Genomic DNA, 19,919 nt, shown 5'->3' on the forward strand with positions numbered 1-19,919 from the left:
CAAATTATCATGAAAACAACAAATCAATTTCAAGAACACTCAAACAATTTTAAAAACATGAGCAACCATTTAAAGCACATTTTAGGAACCCTTTTAATAACGGCCTTACTGCTTACAGGCTGTAGCAAATCGGAAGGCATCGATGATGATTGCGATGACTTGTGCAGTGTAGCAACCGCCGAGGCGTTTGATGGCATAAAAGAAAAGGCCCTTGAAGAAATGACCCAAAAATTTCAATTTAAGGCCGAAGATGGCGCGGTAACCCTAACCTCAAAAAAAGGTGTAAAAATTACCATCAACGGAAACTGTTTAACCAAAAACGGCAATGCCGTAACAGGTAACGTCGATTTGGAATATGTTGAGATATTCAACAAAGGCAACATGTTAACTACCAACAAACCTACCATGGGCCTTATGCCAAACGGCGATAAAGCCTTATTGCTAACAGGTGGCGAGTTCTTTTTGGAAGCCTCTCAAAATGGTGTTGCCTTGGCCACCAATTGTGAACTTCAACTCATTATCCCAGCTAATTTAACCGGCGGCACCGATACTAACATGATCTTATGGAATGGCCTCATTGATGATAATGGCGACCTAGTTTGGGAAGAAGCAAAACGCGATGGCGCCAACGGTAAAGGAGGTGTGTTTGCTGAAGGTTCCAACTATTATGCCTTTATAGGTAACTTTGGATGGAGCAACGTAGATAGATTTTATAACGACCCCAGACCAAAAACAACCATTTTAGCTGCTGTTCCCGAAGGGAATGACAACAAAAACTCGGCCGTTTATTTGTCGTATGACGGTGAAACAACCGGTTTGGCCCAATTAGATACTTACGATCCTGCAACCGGATTGTTTAGCGAGCATTACGGACAAATCCCTATTGGTTTAGAATGTCATGCCATTTTTGTATCGGAAGTTAATGGCAACTGGAAATACGCCATAAAGGCCGTAACCATTGTTGCGAACGGCATTATCACATTTACAACCAGCGACATGGCCATTGCTACCGAAGCGCAACTTACAGCCATCATTAACGGTTTACCTTAAATAATCTACACAATTAATTACCTACTTAGTATTGGTTTCCCCGTACTTAACCTACTTACTAAAAACCAGAGGCTTTTGTTTCTGGTTTTTTTCATTTTTAAGGGTAACAAAAAGCACTTCCGATTGATATAATGGTATGAAGAAAAATGCCGTTATAATCATTCTAATCATGTTTGTCCTTTTTGTTATATGGGCAAACCTCGTTATGATTGCAGCCCATTTATATAGATATTAGGATAAGTGAACGCTTTTTGTATATTTATGAACAACTAAACTGTAATGTATCATGAAGAAATTCATCGTCCTTTTTTTATTCGTGGCAAGTGCACTAGCTGCTTCTGCCCAAAAACTGGTTAACGATACCATAACAAGAACGGCAACCATAAAAACAAACGCTACCGGAAATATGGTGCTTTTCACGCCAGAAACACCCACTTTAAACCAAATAGCGGGAGCACCAAAAGCGTTTTATACCCATTTCTGGGAATTTGGCGATGGCCATTATAGTACCGAACCTACACCAAAACACATTTATAAAAAACCCGGTGAATACGAAGTACGCTTATGGGCAACCAATAATTACGACACTGGAAAACCGCCAACTACCAGACCAAAAAAAATTGCCATTAACGAAGTAACTTCAACAGCTGATGATATAGCGTTAATGGATGAGGATTTTACATTAAAACGCAACCGAGAACCCGTTCCAGATGAAGAAATGGTGCTGGTGGTAAGCTATAAAAACCCAAAAGACTATGTTACCAACGGAAAACTGTATCTGTTTTACAACGAACACCAATACAAGGCAGCTAATTTTGAACTGTTGGAAACCAGAACTTATCACAATGAAAAAAACAGCAATACGGAAGGCTTTGCTTTTACAAGAACTATTGATGATGACGGCATGTATTTAGCATCTTCAAACACCAATTACTTTGAAACCAGGACCTTTTTGCAAGATTCCACCGAAAAAACCAACTTGCCCCTAACCATCGAAAAATCGAAAGCATTTTATAAAAACTGGACCCTTTTAGAATTCGATAATTTACAACCAAAAGAAGAACGCAACATCTTTTTCAGCTTAAAAACAACGCCCGAAATGGTAAAAGATACCAGTGCCATCATTTCCGTTCGCGGCATTTATGTGCCCGATGCCAATTACGACAATCACAAGGTAAAGGATATGGAAATGGAAATAGTTACTTCGCACGATCCCAATAAAATGTCGTCAAACGGCACGTTTATGAACTACCGCTTCGTCCGTTTTAAAACTTTGAAATATAAAATCAAGTTTCAAAATAATGGCGAAGGGCCCGCGCGCACCATTCGTTTGGAGACCGATATTCCTGATATGTTGGATAAATCGACCATCAAAATTTTAGACATGTACCCAAAATGCGATATTTGCCCAAAACAAGAGGTGATTTATAGTTGTTTGGATACCACGTTTACAAAAACACAAGCCATTTTTACCTTTAAGAATATTTATCTTCCCGGAAGCGAGCAAAAAAACGTTAAGGAATATGATTCCACCAAAGGGTTTGTTAAGTACAGTATTAAGTTTGCCAAAGATTTTCATAAACAAAAAACAAAAAGTAGAACAGCCATCATTTTTGATAAAAACGACCCCATCATTACCAATTATTCAACAACGCGCTTTTTACCGGGTATCTCGATAGGTGCAAAAGTGGGCGTTAATTCTTTTTCAAACTTGAACAATTCCGAAAGTTATTTCTTTGGCGCAACGCTTTCACCCTATAAATCGTACCGTTGGTATTGGCAGGTGGAATTAATGAATAATTTCCATAATTACGATTCTAGCACCAATGTGGTTGATGAAATTATTCAAGGTGCACAAGGCGAACGCTTTTTGCAACGCACCACAACTCTTTTTTCGTTTGAAAATATTGATTGGGACGTGCCCGTTTTACTGCGCTACAACATCAACAATTATATAGGTTTGGGTGCGGGTTTGCAAAACACCATTTCTATAAGTGAAAAACAAAATGAACGCATCTTGGTCGAGCGTTTTGAAGGCTTAAAACCCGATGCGCCCATTATAAGCGCTACCAAATCGCAAGCTTCCACAACAAATGCGTTTACCAATTTAAGAACGGGTTTGTTGTTTGAGACTACCGCTGGTTTTGCGCGCATTGGCCCCAGTTTGGGCGCACGCTACGTTATGGATTTTGAAAACGATTTTAATTATTGCCAATTTTACGCCATTTGGAAGTTTTGAAACATAGCGTCATTTAACACAAAAAACACCTGCATGGTCTTAAAAACCCTGCTGGAACATTGCATATGGCAAGAAGCATTATTTTTTTAATCTACTTCATCTGCGGAATGGCCTTTTCCCAAAATCTGGAAGAAGCCATTTATACTGCTGCCGAAACGTTTATAAGCAAGAACAATGAAGCATCTTTCAATCTATTAAATGCCCAGGAAGCCAACTTTAAATCGCTTGTAAAAACAAAAGACGAACAATTGGCACTTGTTTTTTTACAATGCCATAAAGCCTATTATTTAGAGACCCGTTCAAAATTAAAAGAAGCGATTGCAACTTACGAAGAAGCCTTAAAACGCTTTAACGACAACGCCCTTTCAAGACTTTCCGATTTCGATATTATTGAAAGCTGCTTTAAACCCCTTGGCAACCTATACACCAAAACGGGCGATTATACCAACGCCGTAAGCACCATAAACCAATATCTATATTTAGCCGAAAAAAACAAAAACACCAAACATCAAATAAGCGGTGCCATAAATTTGGCGAAGCTGTACCAAACCATAGGCAAGCACGAAACGGTTTTAAAAATTGTTAACGATGCCTTGAAGCTTTCAAACGCAAGTACAAATCAAAAAGCACTTCTCCAAGGCATCAAAAACTCTAGCTTAATTGCTTTAAACAACTATGAAGATGCCTCGCTTTTAAATAATGCAGCTTCCCAATTTCAACGCTTTAAGAACGATTATTTTGTAGCGTTTCAAAAAGGCAATTATAAAAAAGCCCTTGTTTCATTTGAAAAAGCAAAAGAACATCTTGATAGCGCCGAGTTTTCCTCAAGAGATTTAGCCAAATTTTATGTTGAAGAAGCACAACTTCAATTCCTTCTTAAAAACAAAAACGGCGCTTTAAAAAGTCTGCAAAAAGCGATTAAATTATTAATTCCAAATTTTAAAAGTGAGAGGTTGCCTTCAAAGAAAGATTTATATGCCGAAAACACATTTGTAGATATTTTCGACCTACACGCTGCCATTGAAACAGATGCTGCACAAGCATTAAAAAGTTACGATTTAAGCTTTTATGTTTCAGGATTGTTGCAAGATAACTGGACCTCGCAAGAGGCAAAGATTTTAAACGAAACCAATAACCGCATACGGAGCGAAAACTGTATAGAGCTACTGTTAACCACCTACAAGCAAACCAAAAACAAAACCCTTTTGTTTGAAGCGTTTCAATATGCTGAAACCCACAAAGCCTCGGTTTTAAAGTCGGTTCACCTGAAAAAAAAGCAATTGCAAAAACATCCCACCGATACTTTATTGATACAGGAATTGCGCCTGATTAAAGAACAGGAACGGTACACCAATTTGCTGATTAAAGAGCAACTTGGCACAAATAAAGCTTCAAAAGTAAATGCCTTGAGCGCACAATTAAGCCACATAAGCATTCAATTAAAAGCATTAAAAACAGCGATTGAAAAAAAATACCCTCAGAACAAAACCCTTTATAGCTTAAAAGCCATTCAGCAAAAACTAGCAAAAAACCAAGCCGTTTTAGTAGCCTATTTTTACGGAAGGAACGCCATTTATCAGTTTGTTATTTCTGAAACCAATATTAGCGTAGAGACCATACCTTTAACCAACGAAACGAAAGAAAGCATTATTGATTTCATCCATTTATTTGATAATGCTTCCATTATAAACAACGCTATTAACCAATATACCACTAGGGCGTTTGGTGTTTACAACTTGCTAAAATTCAACCAAACGGCTTCTTACAGAAACGTGGTCATCATTCCCGATGGCCTATTGAATTTCGTTCCTTTTGAAGCGCTCCTTTCCTCTAAAACCGCTTCAACAGTTTTCGCCAACATGCCCTTTGTTGTTAAAAACCAAACAGTTGCCTATAATTCCAGCGTGCAATTTTTTTTAACCGAAAGTACCATTGTTAACAACAACAAACTTCTCGGATTTTTCCCTGTGTTTGAACATAGCAACCAAAAACTAACCTACTCCATTGATGAAGCTCAGGCTATTAAAAAGGAAATGCCTTCAACCATCTTTTTAAATGCCCAAGCCTCGAAAGGAAACTTTATAAAACATGCCCCTAATTTTGGCATTTTGCATGTCTCAACCCATGCCAGCAGCGGCAATTTTGTAACGCCTGCCAACATATCGTTTTTCGATGATACCATGTATTTAAACGAATTGTACAGCTTAGATCTAAACGCCCATTTGGTGGTTTTAAGTGCTTGCGAAACAGGCGTTGGCAAACTTTACAAAGGCGAGGGTGCCATGAGTATAGCCCGCGGATTTCAGTATGCCGGGGCTGAAAATTTGCTGTTTACTTTGTGGCAAATAAACGATTTATCAACCTCGCAGATTATGGAGTCGTTTTATGAAAACTATGCAGATTTACAATCGGCATATTTGGCAAACAACCGTTCAAAAATCGATTATTTAAAAAACGAAACAATTGGCAACGCCAAAAAATCGCCCTATTATTGGAGTGCTTTTGTTTATTATGGCCAACTTGATGCGGCAAAAACAAATGGTTTCAATTTTTATATAATTTTTGGCAGCTTACTAGTTTTGATTGTGTTACTTTTAGTCTTGAAAAATAGAAACCATGGCAGAGACTCTTGAAACATTTCTTCTTAACAAAGGCTATGTTGGCATTAAACTAAAGCTAACAAAAACAAACCATTTTGAGATTAAAGCCACATTAAATGGTGTAAAAGGACGTTTTATTTTAGATACCGGTGCCTCAAGCTCGTGCGTGGGTTTTGAAGCGGTTGACACCTTTAATCTTCAAGTAAAAGATTCTAAAGTTTTGGCCGCCGGTGCTGGGGCCATTAACATGGAAACCAAAATGTCAAAAAAAAACAGCGTAAAAATTGGCAAATGGCAATCGGATAAAATTATTTTGGTACTATTTAATTTAACACATGTTAATACGGCACTTATAGACCATAAATCAAAACCCGTTGATGGTATTATTGGAGCCGATATATTGAAGAAATCGCATGCTATTATCGATTATGAGAAAAAACAGCTTTACTTGAAACCGTAAATTCACTATCTTTAACCATTCAATTAATAGCACCTTAACGCCCTAAAAAATGAACACCTCCATTGTTATTGCGGACGACCATCCGTTGATGCTTCGTGGTTTGACAGACTTTTTAACCTCTAAGGGCTTCAATATTGTAGGAAGCGCTCCCGATGGCAATTCGGCATATCATCTTATTGTGAAGTTAAAACCTAAAATTGCCATTTTAGATATTAGAATGCCCCATAAAACCGGCCTTGAAATTGCCGAAGCTTGCCAAAAAAACAACCTGCCCACGAAAATTATCCTTATAACGTTCGATAAGGAAGAAGCCCTATACGACCAAGCAAAAGCGTTTAACGTTTACGGGTATATTTTAAAGGAATTTGCTATTGAAGAAATTGAAATTTGCATAAAGAACGTTTTAAATAACAAACCTTATTTTAGCGATGAAATAGCTTCCTACCTAAACCACAGTCCCATTAATAAATCGGAAAAGTTAGAGCTACTTACCAAAACCGAGCTGCGAATTATCAAATTAGTTTCCGAAGGCAAATCAAGCCATGACATTGCCGATGAACTTTTTATATCCGTTCGCACCGTTGATAAACACCGCAGCAATATCGTAGCTAAACTAGGATTGGACAATAAACCCACCTCACTTTCCATTTGGGCCAGTGTAAACAAAGAGCATCTTTAAAAAATACGTAGAAGTGCGTATTTTTTATGTTAGTTATTCCGCTTATCTTTACAGTGCTATTAATTAGTTCTTAGGGAGAATTATAGGAAGGCCTTAAATGTTATGTTTAAGGCTTTCTGCTTTTGTAAACATTCCTGTTTATAACTAAAAAATACGTAGAAGTGCGTATTTTTTAAAAACCCCATATAACCTATCTTTACCATGCTATTAATTAATTCTCAAGGGAGAGCATAACTATAAAAACACTACGAAATCAAATCGTAGTGTTTTGCCAATTTTTTTGAGTACCTAAACCATGGAAAAAAACAATAAAATACTTGATAAATGCTTCATTATTGGACTTGCTTTTTTAGTGATTATTGTTATTACCATAAATATTTTATATTGTATTAGTTAATGCACCCTAAAACAGAAAAGGTGACCAAATAATAATTATCTGGTCACCTTTTTTTATTCATCCAATAAGGATTATTACATTTCCAAGGCTTTTTTAACGTCGTTATCCATTAGCAGTTCTGTGGGGTTTTCCAGGGCTTCTTTAACAGCTACCAAAAACCCTACGCTTTCCTTTCCATCAATAATCCTGTGGTCGTATGATAGTGCTACATACATAATGGGCCTAATTTCAACCTTACCATTTACGGCAACAGGACGCTCGACAATATTGTGCATCCCTAAAATGCCACTTTGTGGTGGATTAATAATGGGCGTTGATAACATGCTGCCAAAAACACCGCCATTGGTAATTGTAAAGGTGCCTCCCGTCATTTCATCAACCGTAATTTGGCCATCCCTTGCACGAAGCGCCAACCGTTTCACTTCCGATTCAACACCTCTAAAACTTAAGTTTTCGGCATTCCTAATTACAGGAACCATCAACCCTTTTGGGCCAGAAACGGCTATACTAATATCACAGAAATCGTAACTTATCATCTCGTTTCCGTCCATCATAGAGTTTACCGCAGGATACATTTTTAAGGCTCTAACGACCGCTAGGGTGAAGAAACTCATAAAGCCCAAACCAACATTATGTTTGTTTTTGAAGGTTTCCTTATATTCCTCACGTAAAGCAAAAATGGCCGACATATCCACTTCGTTAAACGTTGTTAACATAGCGGTTGTATTTTTTGCTTCCACCAAACGCTCTGCAACTTTACGGCGCAACATCGACATTTTATTTCTGGAGGTACCACGTGCGCCACCAGTAGGCGTACCCATAGAAGGTACCGCTTTTAAGGCATCTTCTTTAGTAACACGTCCGTCTTTTCCTGTTCCAGAAACTGTTGAGGCTTGCATGCCCTTTTCTGCTAAAATCTTTTTTGCGGCAGGACTTGCAGAACCTGTGGCATAGGTTTTTATTTCTGTTGCTTTTGGTGCTTCAGCTTTTGGAGTTTCTGCCTTTGGTGCTTCAACTTTCTTTTCCTCCTTTGGGGCTTCCTTACCATCTGGTTTTGCTGCACTGGTATCTATTAAACACACCACAGCCCCTACCGCCACTGCATCGCCCTCTTCGGCTTTAAGCGTTATGGTGCCACTGGCTTCCGCAGGAAGTTCTAGGGTTGCCTTATCGCTGTCAACCTCGGCAATGGCCTGGTCTTTTTCAACATAATCGCCATCTTTAACTAACCATGTTGCTATTTCAACTTCTTTTATAGACTCGCCTGGTGAAGGCACTTTCATTTCTAAAATCATTTTTTAATTTTATTTATAACCTATTGGTTTGCGTTCTGGTTGTTTTATTTTTTTTGTCTTTTTGAAGCAAAAAATTTATAGCTTCTGAAACATCTCTAAATTGTTGATTCTAGCTGCCCTTAGTTTGAATGCCAAATCCATGTCATTAGGCCATATCAAAAACGTCGTCAATTACCCGTTGCTGCCTTCTTTTGTCGCGAGTGCTTGACCCAGGTGCGGGCACCGAACTGTAAGGGCGGGTTATACCTTCCAGCTTTACAAAATCGAAACGCTGTACCATGTAGCTCCATGCTCCCATATTTTTGGGTTCTTCTTGTGCCCAAATATACTTTTCTACATGAGGGTATCGCGCAATAATTTCCTTAATTTTTTCTTCGTGTAGCGGGAAAAGTTGTTCTATTCTTATAAGCGCCACGGTTGTATTGTTAAGTTTTTCGCGTTGAGCCAGCAAATCATAATAAAATTTACCGGTACAAAATACTAATTTTTTTATGTTTTTAGGTTCTAAAGTATCGTCAATGACTTCTTGAAAAGTACCTGTTGCCAATTCGTTTAATGATGAAACGGCTTTGGGATGGCGCAATAAGCTTTTGGGCGTAAATACGATTAACGGTTTTCTGAAATCGCGTTTCATTTGACGGCGCAACAAGTGGAAAAAGTTGGCGGGCGTGGTACAATCGGCAACAATCATATTATCTTCAGAGCACAATTGTAAATAGCGTTCCATTCTAGCCGATGAATGTTCAGAACCTTGGCCTTCATACCCGTGTGGCAAAAGAACTACGATGCCGTTTTGCGATTTCCATTTGTCTTCAGCGGCCGATAAATATTGGTCGAAAATAATTTGTGCCCCATTACTGAAGTCGCCAAATTGTGCTTCCCAAATGGTTAAGGTGTTGGGGTTTGCCAATGCATAACCATAATCGAAACCAAGTACCGCATATTCTGATAAAGAGGAATTAAAAATATCCATTTTCCCTTTGTTCAGCGCGTTGGTATTAAGCAAATTAATACGGTCTTCCGAAATTTCATCACGCAGAATGGCATGGCGGTGGCTAAAAGTGCCGCGTTCAACATCCTGCCCTGATATGCGTACATTGAAGCCTTCTTCAAGCAGCGACCCGTAAGCGAGGGTTTCAGCCATACCCCAATCTAGGGTATCGGTTTCAAAAACCATGGTTGCCCTACCCTCCAATATTTTTTCGGCCTTACGCACAAACTTAACACCCTTTGGGACGGTTGATACCACTTTAGCGATGCTTTCCAGGTTTTCTTTGGGGTAAGTGGTATTTTCGGTTTCAAGCATGGCTTCAACGCCTTTTCGGGTAAACCCTTCCCAACGTTCTTGCATAAATTCCCTAACCTTAGACGACTTATCTTCTTTGGATTTTGTATAGGCAGCTTCTAAAACACCTTTAAATTCATCAACAATACCATCGCAATAGGCTAGGTTTATTGTGTTTTCAGCAATTAATTTATCGCAATATATTTTAAACGGATTGTCGTGGTTGGCAATTTCCTTATATAATTTTGGTTGTGTAAAACGGGGTTCATCACCTTCATTATGGCCATATTTTCTATACCCCAACAAATCGATATAAACATCTTTTTTATAGCGCATTCGGTAGGCTAGGGCCAATTCAACGGCATGCACGACCGCTTCGGCATCATCAGCATTCACATGAAGTACGGGCGACAGGGTTACTTTGGCCACATCGGTACAGTAGGTGCTTGAGCGCGCATCCAGATAGTTGGTAGTAAACCCAATTTGGTTGTTTACAACAATGTGCAGGGTGCCTCCTGTTTTATAGCCATTAAGCTGGCTCATTTGGGCAACCTCGTAAACAATGCCTTGACCTGCAATAGCTGCATCACCATGAACGATAATGGGCAATATTTTTGAATCGTCGCCCTGATAATCGGTATCAATTTTAGCTCTTGTAATACCTTCGGCAACCGAGGCTACGGTTTCCAAATGCGATGGATTTGGGACCAAGTTCATCTTGATGTTTTTTCCGTTTTGAAAAGTTTTATCGAGTGTAAGGCCTAAGTGGTATTTTACATCGCCATCAAAATCCAATTCTTCAAAATCTTTACCATCAAACTCGCTAAAAAGCTCATGAACCGGTTTTCTAAAAATATTTACCAACGTACTTAAACGACCGCGGTGTGCCATCCCCAAAACACATTCCTTAACGCCATATTTTTCAACGGAAATGTACAAGGTGTTACTTAATGCGGGTATGAGCGATTCGCCGCCTTCTAAAGAAAAGCGTTTTTGGCCCACATATTTTGTTTGCAAAAAGTTTTCGAAGGTAACGGCTTGGTTGAGCTTGGAAAGAATGTATTTTTTAGTGTCCTTATCAAAATTGGGCTGGTTGTCGTTTACGTTCAATTGACTTTGCCACCAGTTAATTACCTCTGGGTTGCGCAAATACATGTATTCTACACCTATGGAACTACAATAAATTTTTTCCAAATGAACGAGGATTACCCGCAGTGTTTGTGCCCCAATACCTATAACCTCACCGGCATTGAAAACCGTATCTAAATCGTTTGCGGAAAGACCGAAATTTTCGATGTTTAAAGTTGGCTCATACTTTCTGCGTTCGCGCACCGGATTTGTTTTTGTAAACAAATGTCCGCGCATCCTGTAACCATCAATAAGCTTTACAACTTGAAATTCTTTTTTAAGCGATTCTGGCACTTCCTGGGCAGGCACATTTCTTTCCACAATGTCGTCGTGCGTTCCATAACTTTCGCTACCAAAATCGAACCCTTGAAAAAAGGCTCTCCAACTTGGCTCTACGGCATCTGGATTTTGTAAATATTGATCGTATAAATCGGCAAAATACGATGTGTGCGCTGCGTTTAAAAAGGAAAATTTATCCATTATTATTATTAATCACTTAAGTTTAATCAAAAAAACCTGTAACATTCGGGGCAGCAAAAATACAACTTTTAGTAAAATAAGAAGATTCTTTAACTATATTTATAAATTATTTGAAGCTGTTTCAACAATACGCTGATTTTTTATGTTAATTTTTTAAAGATTTCCAATTATATGAAGACATTTACTCGAATCATTAAAACGGCATGTGTTATTTTTATGACGGCATTTAGTTTTATAACCCCCTTAAACGCGCAACAAAGCCCTACCAATTTTTGGAGCCATGTGTGTTTTGGCGGTGGTGTAGGGCTAAGTTTTGGCGACGGTTTTTTTAGCGGTACCTTAGCCCCTAGTGCCATTTACCAATTTAACCCACAAGTAGCTCTTGGACTTGGATTAAACGGCACCTACAACACACAAAAAGACTTGTACAAATCGACCATTTTAGGAGGTAGCCTCATTGGTTTGTTCAACCCTATAAATGAAATTCAACTTTCTGCCGAATTTGAGGAACTACATGTAAACAGGCGTTATGATAGTTATTTGAATTTAAAGGACGACACTTATTGGTCGCCAGCACTATTTGTAGGTGCAGGGTACAGAAGTGGCAATGTTACCTTGGGCATTCGATACGACTTGCTGTTCGATAAAAACAAGAGTATCTATGCCGATGCTTGGGCACCATTTGTAAGGTTTTATTTTTAACGCTAAAGCGGCAAAAAAGTCTCACCAGCCTCAACGCTTAAAACCAAATCCTTAACGGTTTTGTGGTTTAAGTTATCCACAATATGATTTCTTGAAGCACTCAAGATTATATGCAATGGACAGGGTTTATCGGCATCACATTTTTCAAGACTTAACATACAAGCGTTTAAGGAGTCTTCACCATCAATAGTGTTAATAATACGCATTATGGACGTATTATAATTTTCTTCTTCAAGATAAAACCCGCCCTTAGGCCCCTTGTTGGACGACACCAAATTTTTCCTAACCAAGATTTGTAATAATTTAGCAATATAGGCCTGCGGCACGTTTATGGGTTCGGCAATATCCTTTGCCATAACCTTATGTTCCTTATTGGAATGAATCGCTAAAAACAATACGGCCTTAATGGCATATTTTGCTGAATTGGAAAGCATAGCTCATTATAAATTTTTATGGATGCAATTAAAAAAGATATTTTTGTCTTAAATATGATTTTTGTCATATTAATTTCGACCCAAACATTATACTTTTGTGCAAATTTATTAATTAACACTCATGAAAAAAGCACTAAATTATTTAATGGTATTATCTGTATCGCTTCTAATAAGCTGTGGCGGTAAAGAAGAAAAGAAAAAAGAGAATTTTTCGTATGAAAAACCATCAACTACTGAACAAGCTGCACCCACAGCAGAAGCCGCTCCACCTTCACAACGGGTTGACCTAACAAACAAGGGCGTTGGCCCTATAAAGGAATTGGTGCTTCCTGCCGATATTGATCAAGCTATGGCAACACAAGGCGAGGAAATTTATAAAAAAATGTGTACTGCCTGCCACAGACCAGACAAAAAATTTATTGGTCCAGCCCCAAAAGGCATCCTAGAACGCAGAACACCTGAATGGATAATGAACATGATTTTAGACCCTGAGGACATGATCCAAAAAGATCCTTTAGCCATGGATTTATTAAAGGAATTCAATGGCGCGCCTATGGCAAACCAAAACCTTACTGAAGCTGAGGCCAGAGCGGTTTTAGAATACTTTAGAACCTTAAAATAGCAGCTTAACCAACTTCTATTTGTACAGAAAACAATCAAAACAATTATAAACAGATGAAAACCAACTTTAACTATTTACTTTCTGTTTTACTTGTTGTCTTGTTCTTTAATTGTAAAAACAATAAAGAACAAGACCAAGTAGGACCAACGAACGGTACAGTTGAAACTGCAACTGAGAAAAAAGAAGGACAAGCATTTATTAAAGATGATGCTTCTGCTCCAAACGTGCTTCAAATAGCCATAGGCTCCAAAGATCACACAACCCTTGTAACGGCAGTACAAGCGGCCAACTTAGAAAATGCGTTGGTAAATGCTGGTCCTTTAATGGTTTTTGCGCCCACAAACGACGCTTTTGCAGCTTTACCCGCAGGAACGGTTGAAAATTTATTGAAACCAGAAAGCAAAGATGCCCTAGCAAACATTTTGTTGTACCATGTAACTCCGGGCAACTACTCGAAGGATTTCTTGAAAAAATTCAAAAAACTAGGTCAAGCCAACGGCAAAAATGTAAACATTGAAGTAAAAGGCGATGATGTGTTTGTTGGTGGCGCAAAAATTATTGCAAGCGTTCCAGCAGGCAATGGCATTGTGCATGTGGTTGACAAAGTTATATTACCCGAAAACTAATTATTTTAATATGTTAAATTATGAAAAAAATATTTAAAACCGTTACCGGATTTTTAGCTATTGCACTGGTGTTTACAAGTTGCAATAACGGCGAATCAAAATCGAAAAGCGCGCTAAGTTCAAACGCTGCCGAAAAAGTGTATGTGGCTCCTGGCGAACATGATGAGTTTTATGCCTTCGTTTCTGGCGGATTCAGTGGCCAATTGGCTGTTTATGGCTTACCATCTGGACGTTTGTTTAAAGTAATCCCAGTATTTTCACAAGATCCTGAAAAAGCCTATGGCTATAACGAAGAAACCAAACCCATGTTAAATACATCCCACGGTTTTATTCCTTGGGACGATTCGCATCATCCAGACATCTCGCAAACCGCTGGCGAATTGGATGGACGCTGGGTATTCATTAACGGAAATAACACCCCTCGTATCGCAAAAATAGATTTAACAACTTTTGAAACTACCGAAATTATTGAAATACCCAATAGTGCCGGAAACCATAGTTCATCGTTTGTAACCGAAAATACCGAATATGTTGTTGCAGGAACCCGTTTTTCTGTACCCGTTCCTCAAAAAGATATGCCTATTAAAGAATACAAAGGTAACTTTAAAGGCGCGCTGTCTTTTATTTCAGTAGATCCAAAAGATGGGGGCATGTCCATTAAATTCCAACTCATGATGCCTGGTTTTAATTATGACCTATCCCATCCCGGACGAGGAAAATCGCATGGTTGGTTCTTCTTTACCACTTATAACACCGAAGAGGCCAATTCGCTTTTAGAGGTTAACGCATCGCAAAACGATAAAGATTTTATTGCGGCCATTAACTGGAAAAAAATTGAGGAATACGTGAACAACGGTGGTGGCACCAAAATGCCAACAAACTATGCCCATAACGTGTATAGCGATGAAACCCACACGGCTACCTCAACCATGATAAAAGAAGTGCTTACGGTTAACCCACTGGATGTTCCGGGTGCTGTTTATTTCTTGCCAACACCAAAATCGCCTCATGGCTGTGATGTTGACCCAACAGGCGAATACATTGTTGGTAACGGAAAACTTTCAGCAAACCTTACCGTACATTCCTTCACCAAAATGGAAGAAGCCATCAAGAACAAAAAATTTGATGGTGAAGCGTATGGCATTCCAATTTTAAAATTTGAAGATGTTTTGGCAGGTTCTGTGGTTCAACCAGGTTTAGGCCCCTTACATACAGAGTTTGATGGCAAAGGCAACGCTTATACCACCTTCTTCATTTCCTCGGAAGTTGTAAAATGGAAATTAGGCACTTGGGAAGTTATAGACAGAAAACCAACCTATTACTCTGTTGGCCACTTGATGATTCCCGGTGGAAATTCCAGAAAACCATTTGGCAAATATGTACTTGCCATGAACAAAATTACCAAAGACCGTTATTTACCAACAGGCCCTGAGGTAACACAATCGGCTCAATTATACGACATAACCGGCGATAAAATGGAACTGTTGTTGGATTTTCCAACCATTGGCGAACCTCATTACGCTGCGGGCTGTCCTGCCTCATTAATTGAAGGAAATTCTAAAAAACTTTATAAACTAGAAGACAACAAACACCCTTACGCCGCTACAAGTGACGCTGCTACCAAAGTAACCAGAAATGGTAACGAAGTGCACATACAAATGGCCATGATACGAAGCCATTTTACCCCCGACAATATTGAGGGCGTTAAAGTGGGCGATAAAGTGTTTTTCCATGTTACCAATTTAGAGCAAGATTATGATGTGCCACACGGCATTGCCATGTTAGGTGCCAATACATCGGAGCTGCTTATTATGCCAGGACAAACCGAAACCTTTGTTTGGGAACCTAAAGAAGTAGGTGTATGGCCATTTTACTGTACAGATTTCTGTTCAGCATTGCACCAAGAAATGCAAGGTTATGTACGCGTATCGCCTGCATCATCAACCATTCCATTATCCTGGACCTTGGGCGAAGATTTTTAAAGTAAAACAGGGAGGTTTTATTTAGTGTTTATTTCCCTGTGAAGGCGAGAGTTGAAGTATCGCTCTCGCCTTTTGTTAAAAACGCTATTAACTAAATGGTTAATTCAAAATAAAATTAAAATGAAGAAAGCTGGTATTATAATGATAATAGGATCGCTTTTGTTGTTAGGCCTTTTTAAATTCCCTTTATGGAACATCATGTTAGGGGCACCACAATATCCTGAACCATTGGGAATGAACATACACCTTAATGGCATTGAAGGCGTGAAAGAATTTGATCTTCAAAATATTGATGGATTGAACCACTATATTGGGATGAAAACCATTCCAAAGGCAGAAGAAATGTGGGAATTTGCCATATTCCCAAAAGTAGTACTGGGAATGATCCTACTGGGTGTTCTTATTGGCATACTGGCTTTTGCTGGCAAAATAAGCTATAAATTCTTTTTAGGCTGGTTTTTGCTCATGTCGGTGTTGGGCGTCTTGGGCATGTACGACTTTAATAATTGGCTAACGGAATATGGCAGCGACCTCGACCCTCATGCCATTTTAAAAATATCTAATCCCGATGGTTCACCCATGACCTACAAACCACCATTATTTGGTCACCAAAAATTACTTAACTTTGATGTTACTTCCTTGCCGCATATTGGCGGATACCTTATGTTTGTAGGGATGTCGTTAACACTCGTGGCATTTTGGTTGGGCAAAAAGGCAAGTTTGAAGAAATTAACACCCTAAACACTAAAATCATGCAAACACCAAATAATCATTTTAAAGCATTTAAGCACTCTTTCCTTTGGAAAAGTTTGGCAATAGGATTTTTATTTTTCCTTTCCAGTTGCAACGTTGGCCCCAAGGCCATAAACTATGGTAGCGATGGTTGCCATTTTTGTAAAATGACTATTGTTGATAAAGTGCATGCCGCAGAAATTGTAACCAAAAAGGGCAAAGTATATATGTTCGATTCATCGGAATGTATGGTACATTTTATGAATGAATTCGACGCAAACGAAGTACAACTTTACCTATCTAACGACTACAATGAGCCCGAAGCCTTAATCGATGCCACCAAAGCTACTTTTTTAATAAGCAAAAATGTACCAAGCCCCATGGGCGCTTTCCTAACGGCATTTAAAACAGAAGCTGAGGCTAAAAAGGTGCAAGCAGAAAAAGAAGGAACACTTTATAACTGGGAAGAGCTACTGGCGCATTTAAAACAATAAACATGAACAAAATAGTGCTTTTTTTAGCAGTCATTTTAATGGCTTATCCAAGCTATGCCCAAAAAATTGAGGTATGCGGTACTTGCGCTATACCCTCATTAAAAAAAGGCATCGCTGCGGCAAAGGCGTACGATACCATTATTGTTAAAAAAGGCACTTATAAAGAACATGGCATTATTGTTGACAAACCCTTGACCATCATTGGGGAAAATTACCCAATTATTGATGGGGAAAGAAAGGGCGAGATTATTACCGTTATTTCCGATAATGTAACGGTTGACGGTTTGTTCATCATCAATGTAGGCACCAGTTATACGGAAGATTATGCTGCCATCCGCATCAAGCGGAGTAAACATTTTACCATAAAAAATCTGGTTCTGGAAAAGTTGTTCTTTGGCATTTATTTGGAAAAATCAAGCTACGGAAAGGTGTATCACAACAAAATAGTAGGCGATGCGGTTGAAGAATACAACTCTGGAAACGGCATTCAATTATGGTACAGTAACCACATTGTTATTGAACATAATTATGTGCAACATGTGCGCGATGGTATTTATTTGGAATTTTCGGATAACTGCCTGATTAAAAATAATGTAAGCGCATTAAACATACGCTATGGCCTTCATTTTATGTTTTCAAACAACGATGAATATAGCGACAACACCTTTGAAAACAACGGTGCCGGGGTTGCGGTCATGTTTTCAAAAAAAATAAAAATGCTTAATAATGTGTTTCGCGAAAACTGGGGAACGGCATCATACGGCCTGTTGCTAAAGGAAATAAACGATGCCGAAATTAGGGGCAACACCTTTGAGGAAAACACCATCGGAATCAATATAGAAGGTTCAAACCGCATTTTATACAAAAACAATAATTTTACCAATAATGGTTGGGCCATCAAGGTACGTGGCGCCTGCTATACCAACCGTTTTTTGGCGAACAATTTCCTTTACAATTCCTTTGATATTTCATATAACAGCAAGGTGAACGATAATGTGTTCGACCGCAATTATTGGAGCAACTATACGGGTTATGATTTGAATAAGGATGGCATTGGCGATGTGCCGTACCGCCCAGTTAAATTGTTTTCGTACATCGTAAACCGAACGCCCGAAACCATCATTCTATTGCGCAGTTTGTTTATAGATATTATTGATTTTTCCGAAAAAGTATCGCCCGTTTTCACACCCGATAATTTAATGGACAACAACCCTTTAATGAAAAAAAACCTATGGTAAACATTCAAGATCTACATAAAGCATTTGGCAAAAACCAGGTGTTGAGCGGCGTTAACCTATCCATTAAGGAAGGAGGGATTTTTGCGGTTCTAGGGCCAAACGGCTCGGGAAAAACCACTTTAATAAAATCTATTTTAGGAATGGTTATCCCTAACAAAGGCAGCATTTCCATTCAAGGAAAGCACATAAAAAACAATTCAAGCTATAGGCAACACATTGATTATTTACCACAAATTGCCAACTTCCCAAGCAATTTAAAAGTGAAGGAATTGATAAAGATGATCAAGGATTTGCGTGGAAAAACAACCGAGGACGAACGGTTGATACAATTATTCAAGCTAGAGCCTTTTTTGGACAAAAAACTGGGCACGCTTTCTGGCGGCACCAAACAAAAAGTAAATTTGGTGCTAACGTTTATGTTTAACAGTCCGCTTATAATTTTAGATGAACCCACCTCGGGGCTCGACCCTATTTCGCTCCTTCGTTTGAAAGATTTGATACAGGCCGAAAAAGCCAAGGGAAAAACCATTTTGATAACCTCGCACATTATGAGTTTTGTTGAAGAGATTTCCGATGAAATCGTGTTCATTTTAGAAGGTAAAATTTATTTTAAAGGCACCGTTTCCGAATTGAAAACCAAAACCAGCCAACCCGATTTTGAACACGCCATTGCATCCATTTTAACCGAAAACCATGCTTAAAATACTAAAATACAGTTTTTACGATTTAATGCGTAGCCGTTGGAGCTACGTGTATTTTGCCTTTTATTTATTATTGGGCGTTGTACTTTTGTTTTTAAACAACGATTTATCAAAGGCGGTCATTACTTTAATGAACGTTATTATCGTTTTAGTACCGCTTATAGGCACTATTTTTGGCGTGATGTACTATTATAATTCCAAGGAATTTACCGAACTTTTGCTCGCACAGCCATTAAAACGATCGTCCATATTCTTGGGTCAGTACTTGGGTGTGGCCTTATCGCTTTCCATGAGCTTGATTTTAGGTTTGGGGCTTCCGTTTATATTTTATGGGTTGTTTAAAAGTACGGCCATTTGGGACTTTTCATTATTGCTCGTTACCGGTACTTTTTTAACTTTTATATTTACGGCATTGGCCTTTAATATTGCCCTTTCAAACGAAAATAAGATTAAAGGGTTTGGTTATGCCATTTTAATGTGGCTGTTTTTAGGGATTATTTACGATGGTTTGTTTTTAATGTCGCTCGTTTTATTTGAAGATTATCCGTTAGATAAAATTTCGCTCATAGGCACCATGCTCAATCCCATCGATTTATCGCGCACGCTCATTCTTTTAAAACTGGATATTTCAGCACTGTTAGGCTATACAGGCGCTGTATTTAAACAGTTTTTTGGCACCAATTTTGGGCTCGTTATTTCGTTCGGCATGTTGGTATTATGGGTTGTTTCCCCTTTAATGAGAATCATATTTAAGTCGAAACGAAAAGATTTCTAA

The 19,919-nt window shown here is 38.6% G+C and carries 17 protein-coding genes; 14 read left to right on the forward strand and 3 right to left on the reverse strand.

Features of this window, described 5'->3' with window-relative positions; genetic code table 11:
• Nucleotides 1–9 precede the first annotated feature (9 nt).
• The 5 genes from GQO80_RS13270 (at nt 10) to GQO80_RS13290 (ending at nt 7,028) form a co-directional block, all read left to right on the forward strand.
• Nucleotides 10–1,050, forward strand: a complete 1,041-nt coding sequence (locus GQO80_RS13270; RefSeq protein ID WP_157208851.1) for a hypothetical protein — start codon at nt 10–12, stop codon at nt 1,048–1,050.
• A gap of 286 nt (nt 1,051–1,336) precedes the next feature.
• Nucleotides 1,337–3,289: a PKD domain-containing protein gene (locus GQO80_RS13275; RefSeq protein WP_157208852.1), complete on the forward strand. Its 1,953-nt coding sequence runs from the start codon at nt 1,337–1,339 to the stop codon at nt 3,287–3,289.
• A gap of 65 nt (nt 3,290–3,354) precedes the next feature.
• Complete coding sequence (locus tag GQO80_RS13280; RefSeq protein WP_157208853.1) at nt 3,355–5,922, forward strand: CHAT domain-containing protein; 2,568 nt, start codon at nt 3,355–3,357, stop codon at nt 5,920–5,922.
• The gene (locus GQO80_RS13285) at nt 5,906–6,349 is read left to right on the forward strand and encodes a retropepsin-like aspartic protease (RefSeq protein ID WP_157208854.1); all 444 of its coding nucleotides are present in this window, start codon (nt 5,906–5,908) and stop codon (nt 6,347–6,349) included. The genes GQO80_RS13280 and GQO80_RS13285 overlap by 17 nt, the downstream gene beginning before the upstream one ends.
• Before the next feature lie 49 nt (nt 6,350–6,398).
• Nucleotides 6,399–7,028 carry a response regulator gene (locus GQO80_RS13290; RefSeq protein WP_157208855.1) on the forward strand — a complete coding sequence of 210 codons (630 nt, stop codon included), beginning with the start codon at nt 6,399–6,401 and terminating at the stop codon, nt 7,026–7,028.
• Between the two features lie 471 nt (nt 7,029–7,499).
• On the opposite strand, the gene odhB is transcribed toward GQO80_RS13290, so the two are convergent.
• Entirely contained in the window at nt 7,500–8,720 is a 1,221-nt protein-coding gene (gene odhB / locus GQO80_RS13295; RefSeq protein ID WP_157208856.1) for a 2-oxoglutarate dehydrogenase complex dihydrolipoyllysine-residue succinyltransferase, read from the reverse strand.
• Nucleotides 8,721–8,865: 145 nt separating this feature from the next.
• Nucleotides 8,866–11,613 carry a 2-oxoglutarate dehydrogenase E1 component gene (locus tag GQO80_RS13300; RefSeq protein WP_157208857.1) on the reverse strand — a complete coding sequence of 916 codons (2,748 nt, stop codon included), beginning with the start codon at nt 11,611–11,613 and terminating at the stop codon, nt 8,866–8,868.
• Between the two features lie 171 nt (nt 11,614–11,784).
• Between GQO80_RS13300 and GQO80_RS13305 the strand changes: the two genes are divergently transcribed.
• The gene (locus GQO80_RS13305; protein ID WP_157208858.1) at nt 11,785–12,315 is read left to right on the forward strand and encodes an alpha-ketoglutarate decarboxylase; all 531 of its coding nucleotides are present in this window, start codon (nt 11,785–11,787) and stop codon (nt 12,313–12,315) included.
• A gap of 2 nt (nt 12,316–12,317) precedes the next feature.
• Here the strand turns inward: GQO80_RS13305 and GQO80_RS13310 are convergent, their stop codons facing one another.
• The gene (locus tag GQO80_RS13310) at nt 12,318–12,749 is read right to left on the reverse strand and encodes an RrF2 family transcriptional regulator (protein WP_157208859.1); all 432 of its coding nucleotides are present in this window, start codon (nt 12,747–12,749) and stop codon (nt 12,318–12,320) included.
• A 121-nt stretch (nt 12,750–12,870) separates the two neighbouring features.
• Between GQO80_RS13310 and GQO80_RS13315 the strand changes: the two genes are divergently transcribed.
• From GQO80_RS13315 to GQO80_RS13350, 8 genes are all read left to right on the forward strand, one after another.
• On the forward strand, nt 12,871–13,371 hold the full coding sequence (locus GQO80_RS13315; protein ID WP_157208860.1) for a c-type cytochrome: 501 nt from the start codon (nt 12,871–12,873) through the stop codon (nt 13,369–13,371).
• Between the two features lie 53 nt (nt 13,372–13,424).
• Complete coding sequence (locus GQO80_RS13320) at nt 13,425–13,997, forward strand: fasciclin domain-containing protein (protein ID WP_157208861.1); 573 nt, start codon at nt 13,425–13,427, stop codon at nt 13,995–13,997.
• A gap of 20 nt (nt 13,998–14,017) precedes the next feature.
• Entirely contained in the window at nt 14,018–15,979 is a 1,962-nt protein-coding gene (nosZ, locus tag GQO80_RS13325) for a Sec-dependent nitrous-oxide reductase (RefSeq protein WP_157208862.1), read from the forward strand.
• A gap of 120 nt (nt 15,980–16,099) precedes the next feature.
• Nucleotides 16,100–16,720, forward strand: a complete 621-nt coding sequence (locus tag GQO80_RS13330; RefSeq protein WP_157208863.1) for a hypothetical protein — start codon at nt 16,100–16,102, stop codon at nt 16,718–16,720.
• Nucleotides 16,721–16,731: 11 nt separating this feature from the next.
• On the forward strand, nt 16,732–17,205 hold the full coding sequence (locus tag GQO80_RS13335) for a nitrous oxide reductase accessory protein NosL (protein WP_157208864.1): 474 nt from the start codon (nt 16,732–16,734) through the stop codon (nt 17,203–17,205).
• 2 nt (nt 17,206–17,207) lie between these two features.
• Nucleotides 17,208–18,443 carry a nitrous oxide reductase family maturation protein NosD gene (locus tag GQO80_RS13340; RefSeq protein WP_232333187.1) on the forward strand — a complete coding sequence of 412 codons (1,236 nt, stop codon included), beginning with the start codon at nt 17,208–17,210 and terminating at the stop codon, nt 18,441–18,443.
• Nucleotides 18,437–19,144, forward strand: coding sequence for an ABC transporter ATP-binding protein (locus tag GQO80_RS13345; protein WP_157208865.1), 708 nt, complete (start codon nt 18,437–18,439; stop codon nt 19,142–19,144). Before GQO80_RS13340 ends, GQO80_RS13345 begins: the two co-directional genes overlap by 7 nt.
• Nucleotides 19,137–19,919, forward strand: coding sequence for an ABC transporter permease (locus GQO80_RS13350; RefSeq protein WP_157208866.1), 783 nt, complete (start codon nt 19,137–19,139; stop codon nt 19,917–19,919). Before GQO80_RS13345 ends, GQO80_RS13350 begins: the two co-directional genes overlap by 8 nt.

Origin of the sequence: Mariniflexile maritimum (assembly GCF_009746565.1) — a bacterium.
Classification (GTDB): Bacteria; Bacteroidota; Bacteroidia; order Flavobacteriales; family Flavobacteriaceae; genus Mariniflexile; species Mariniflexile maritimum.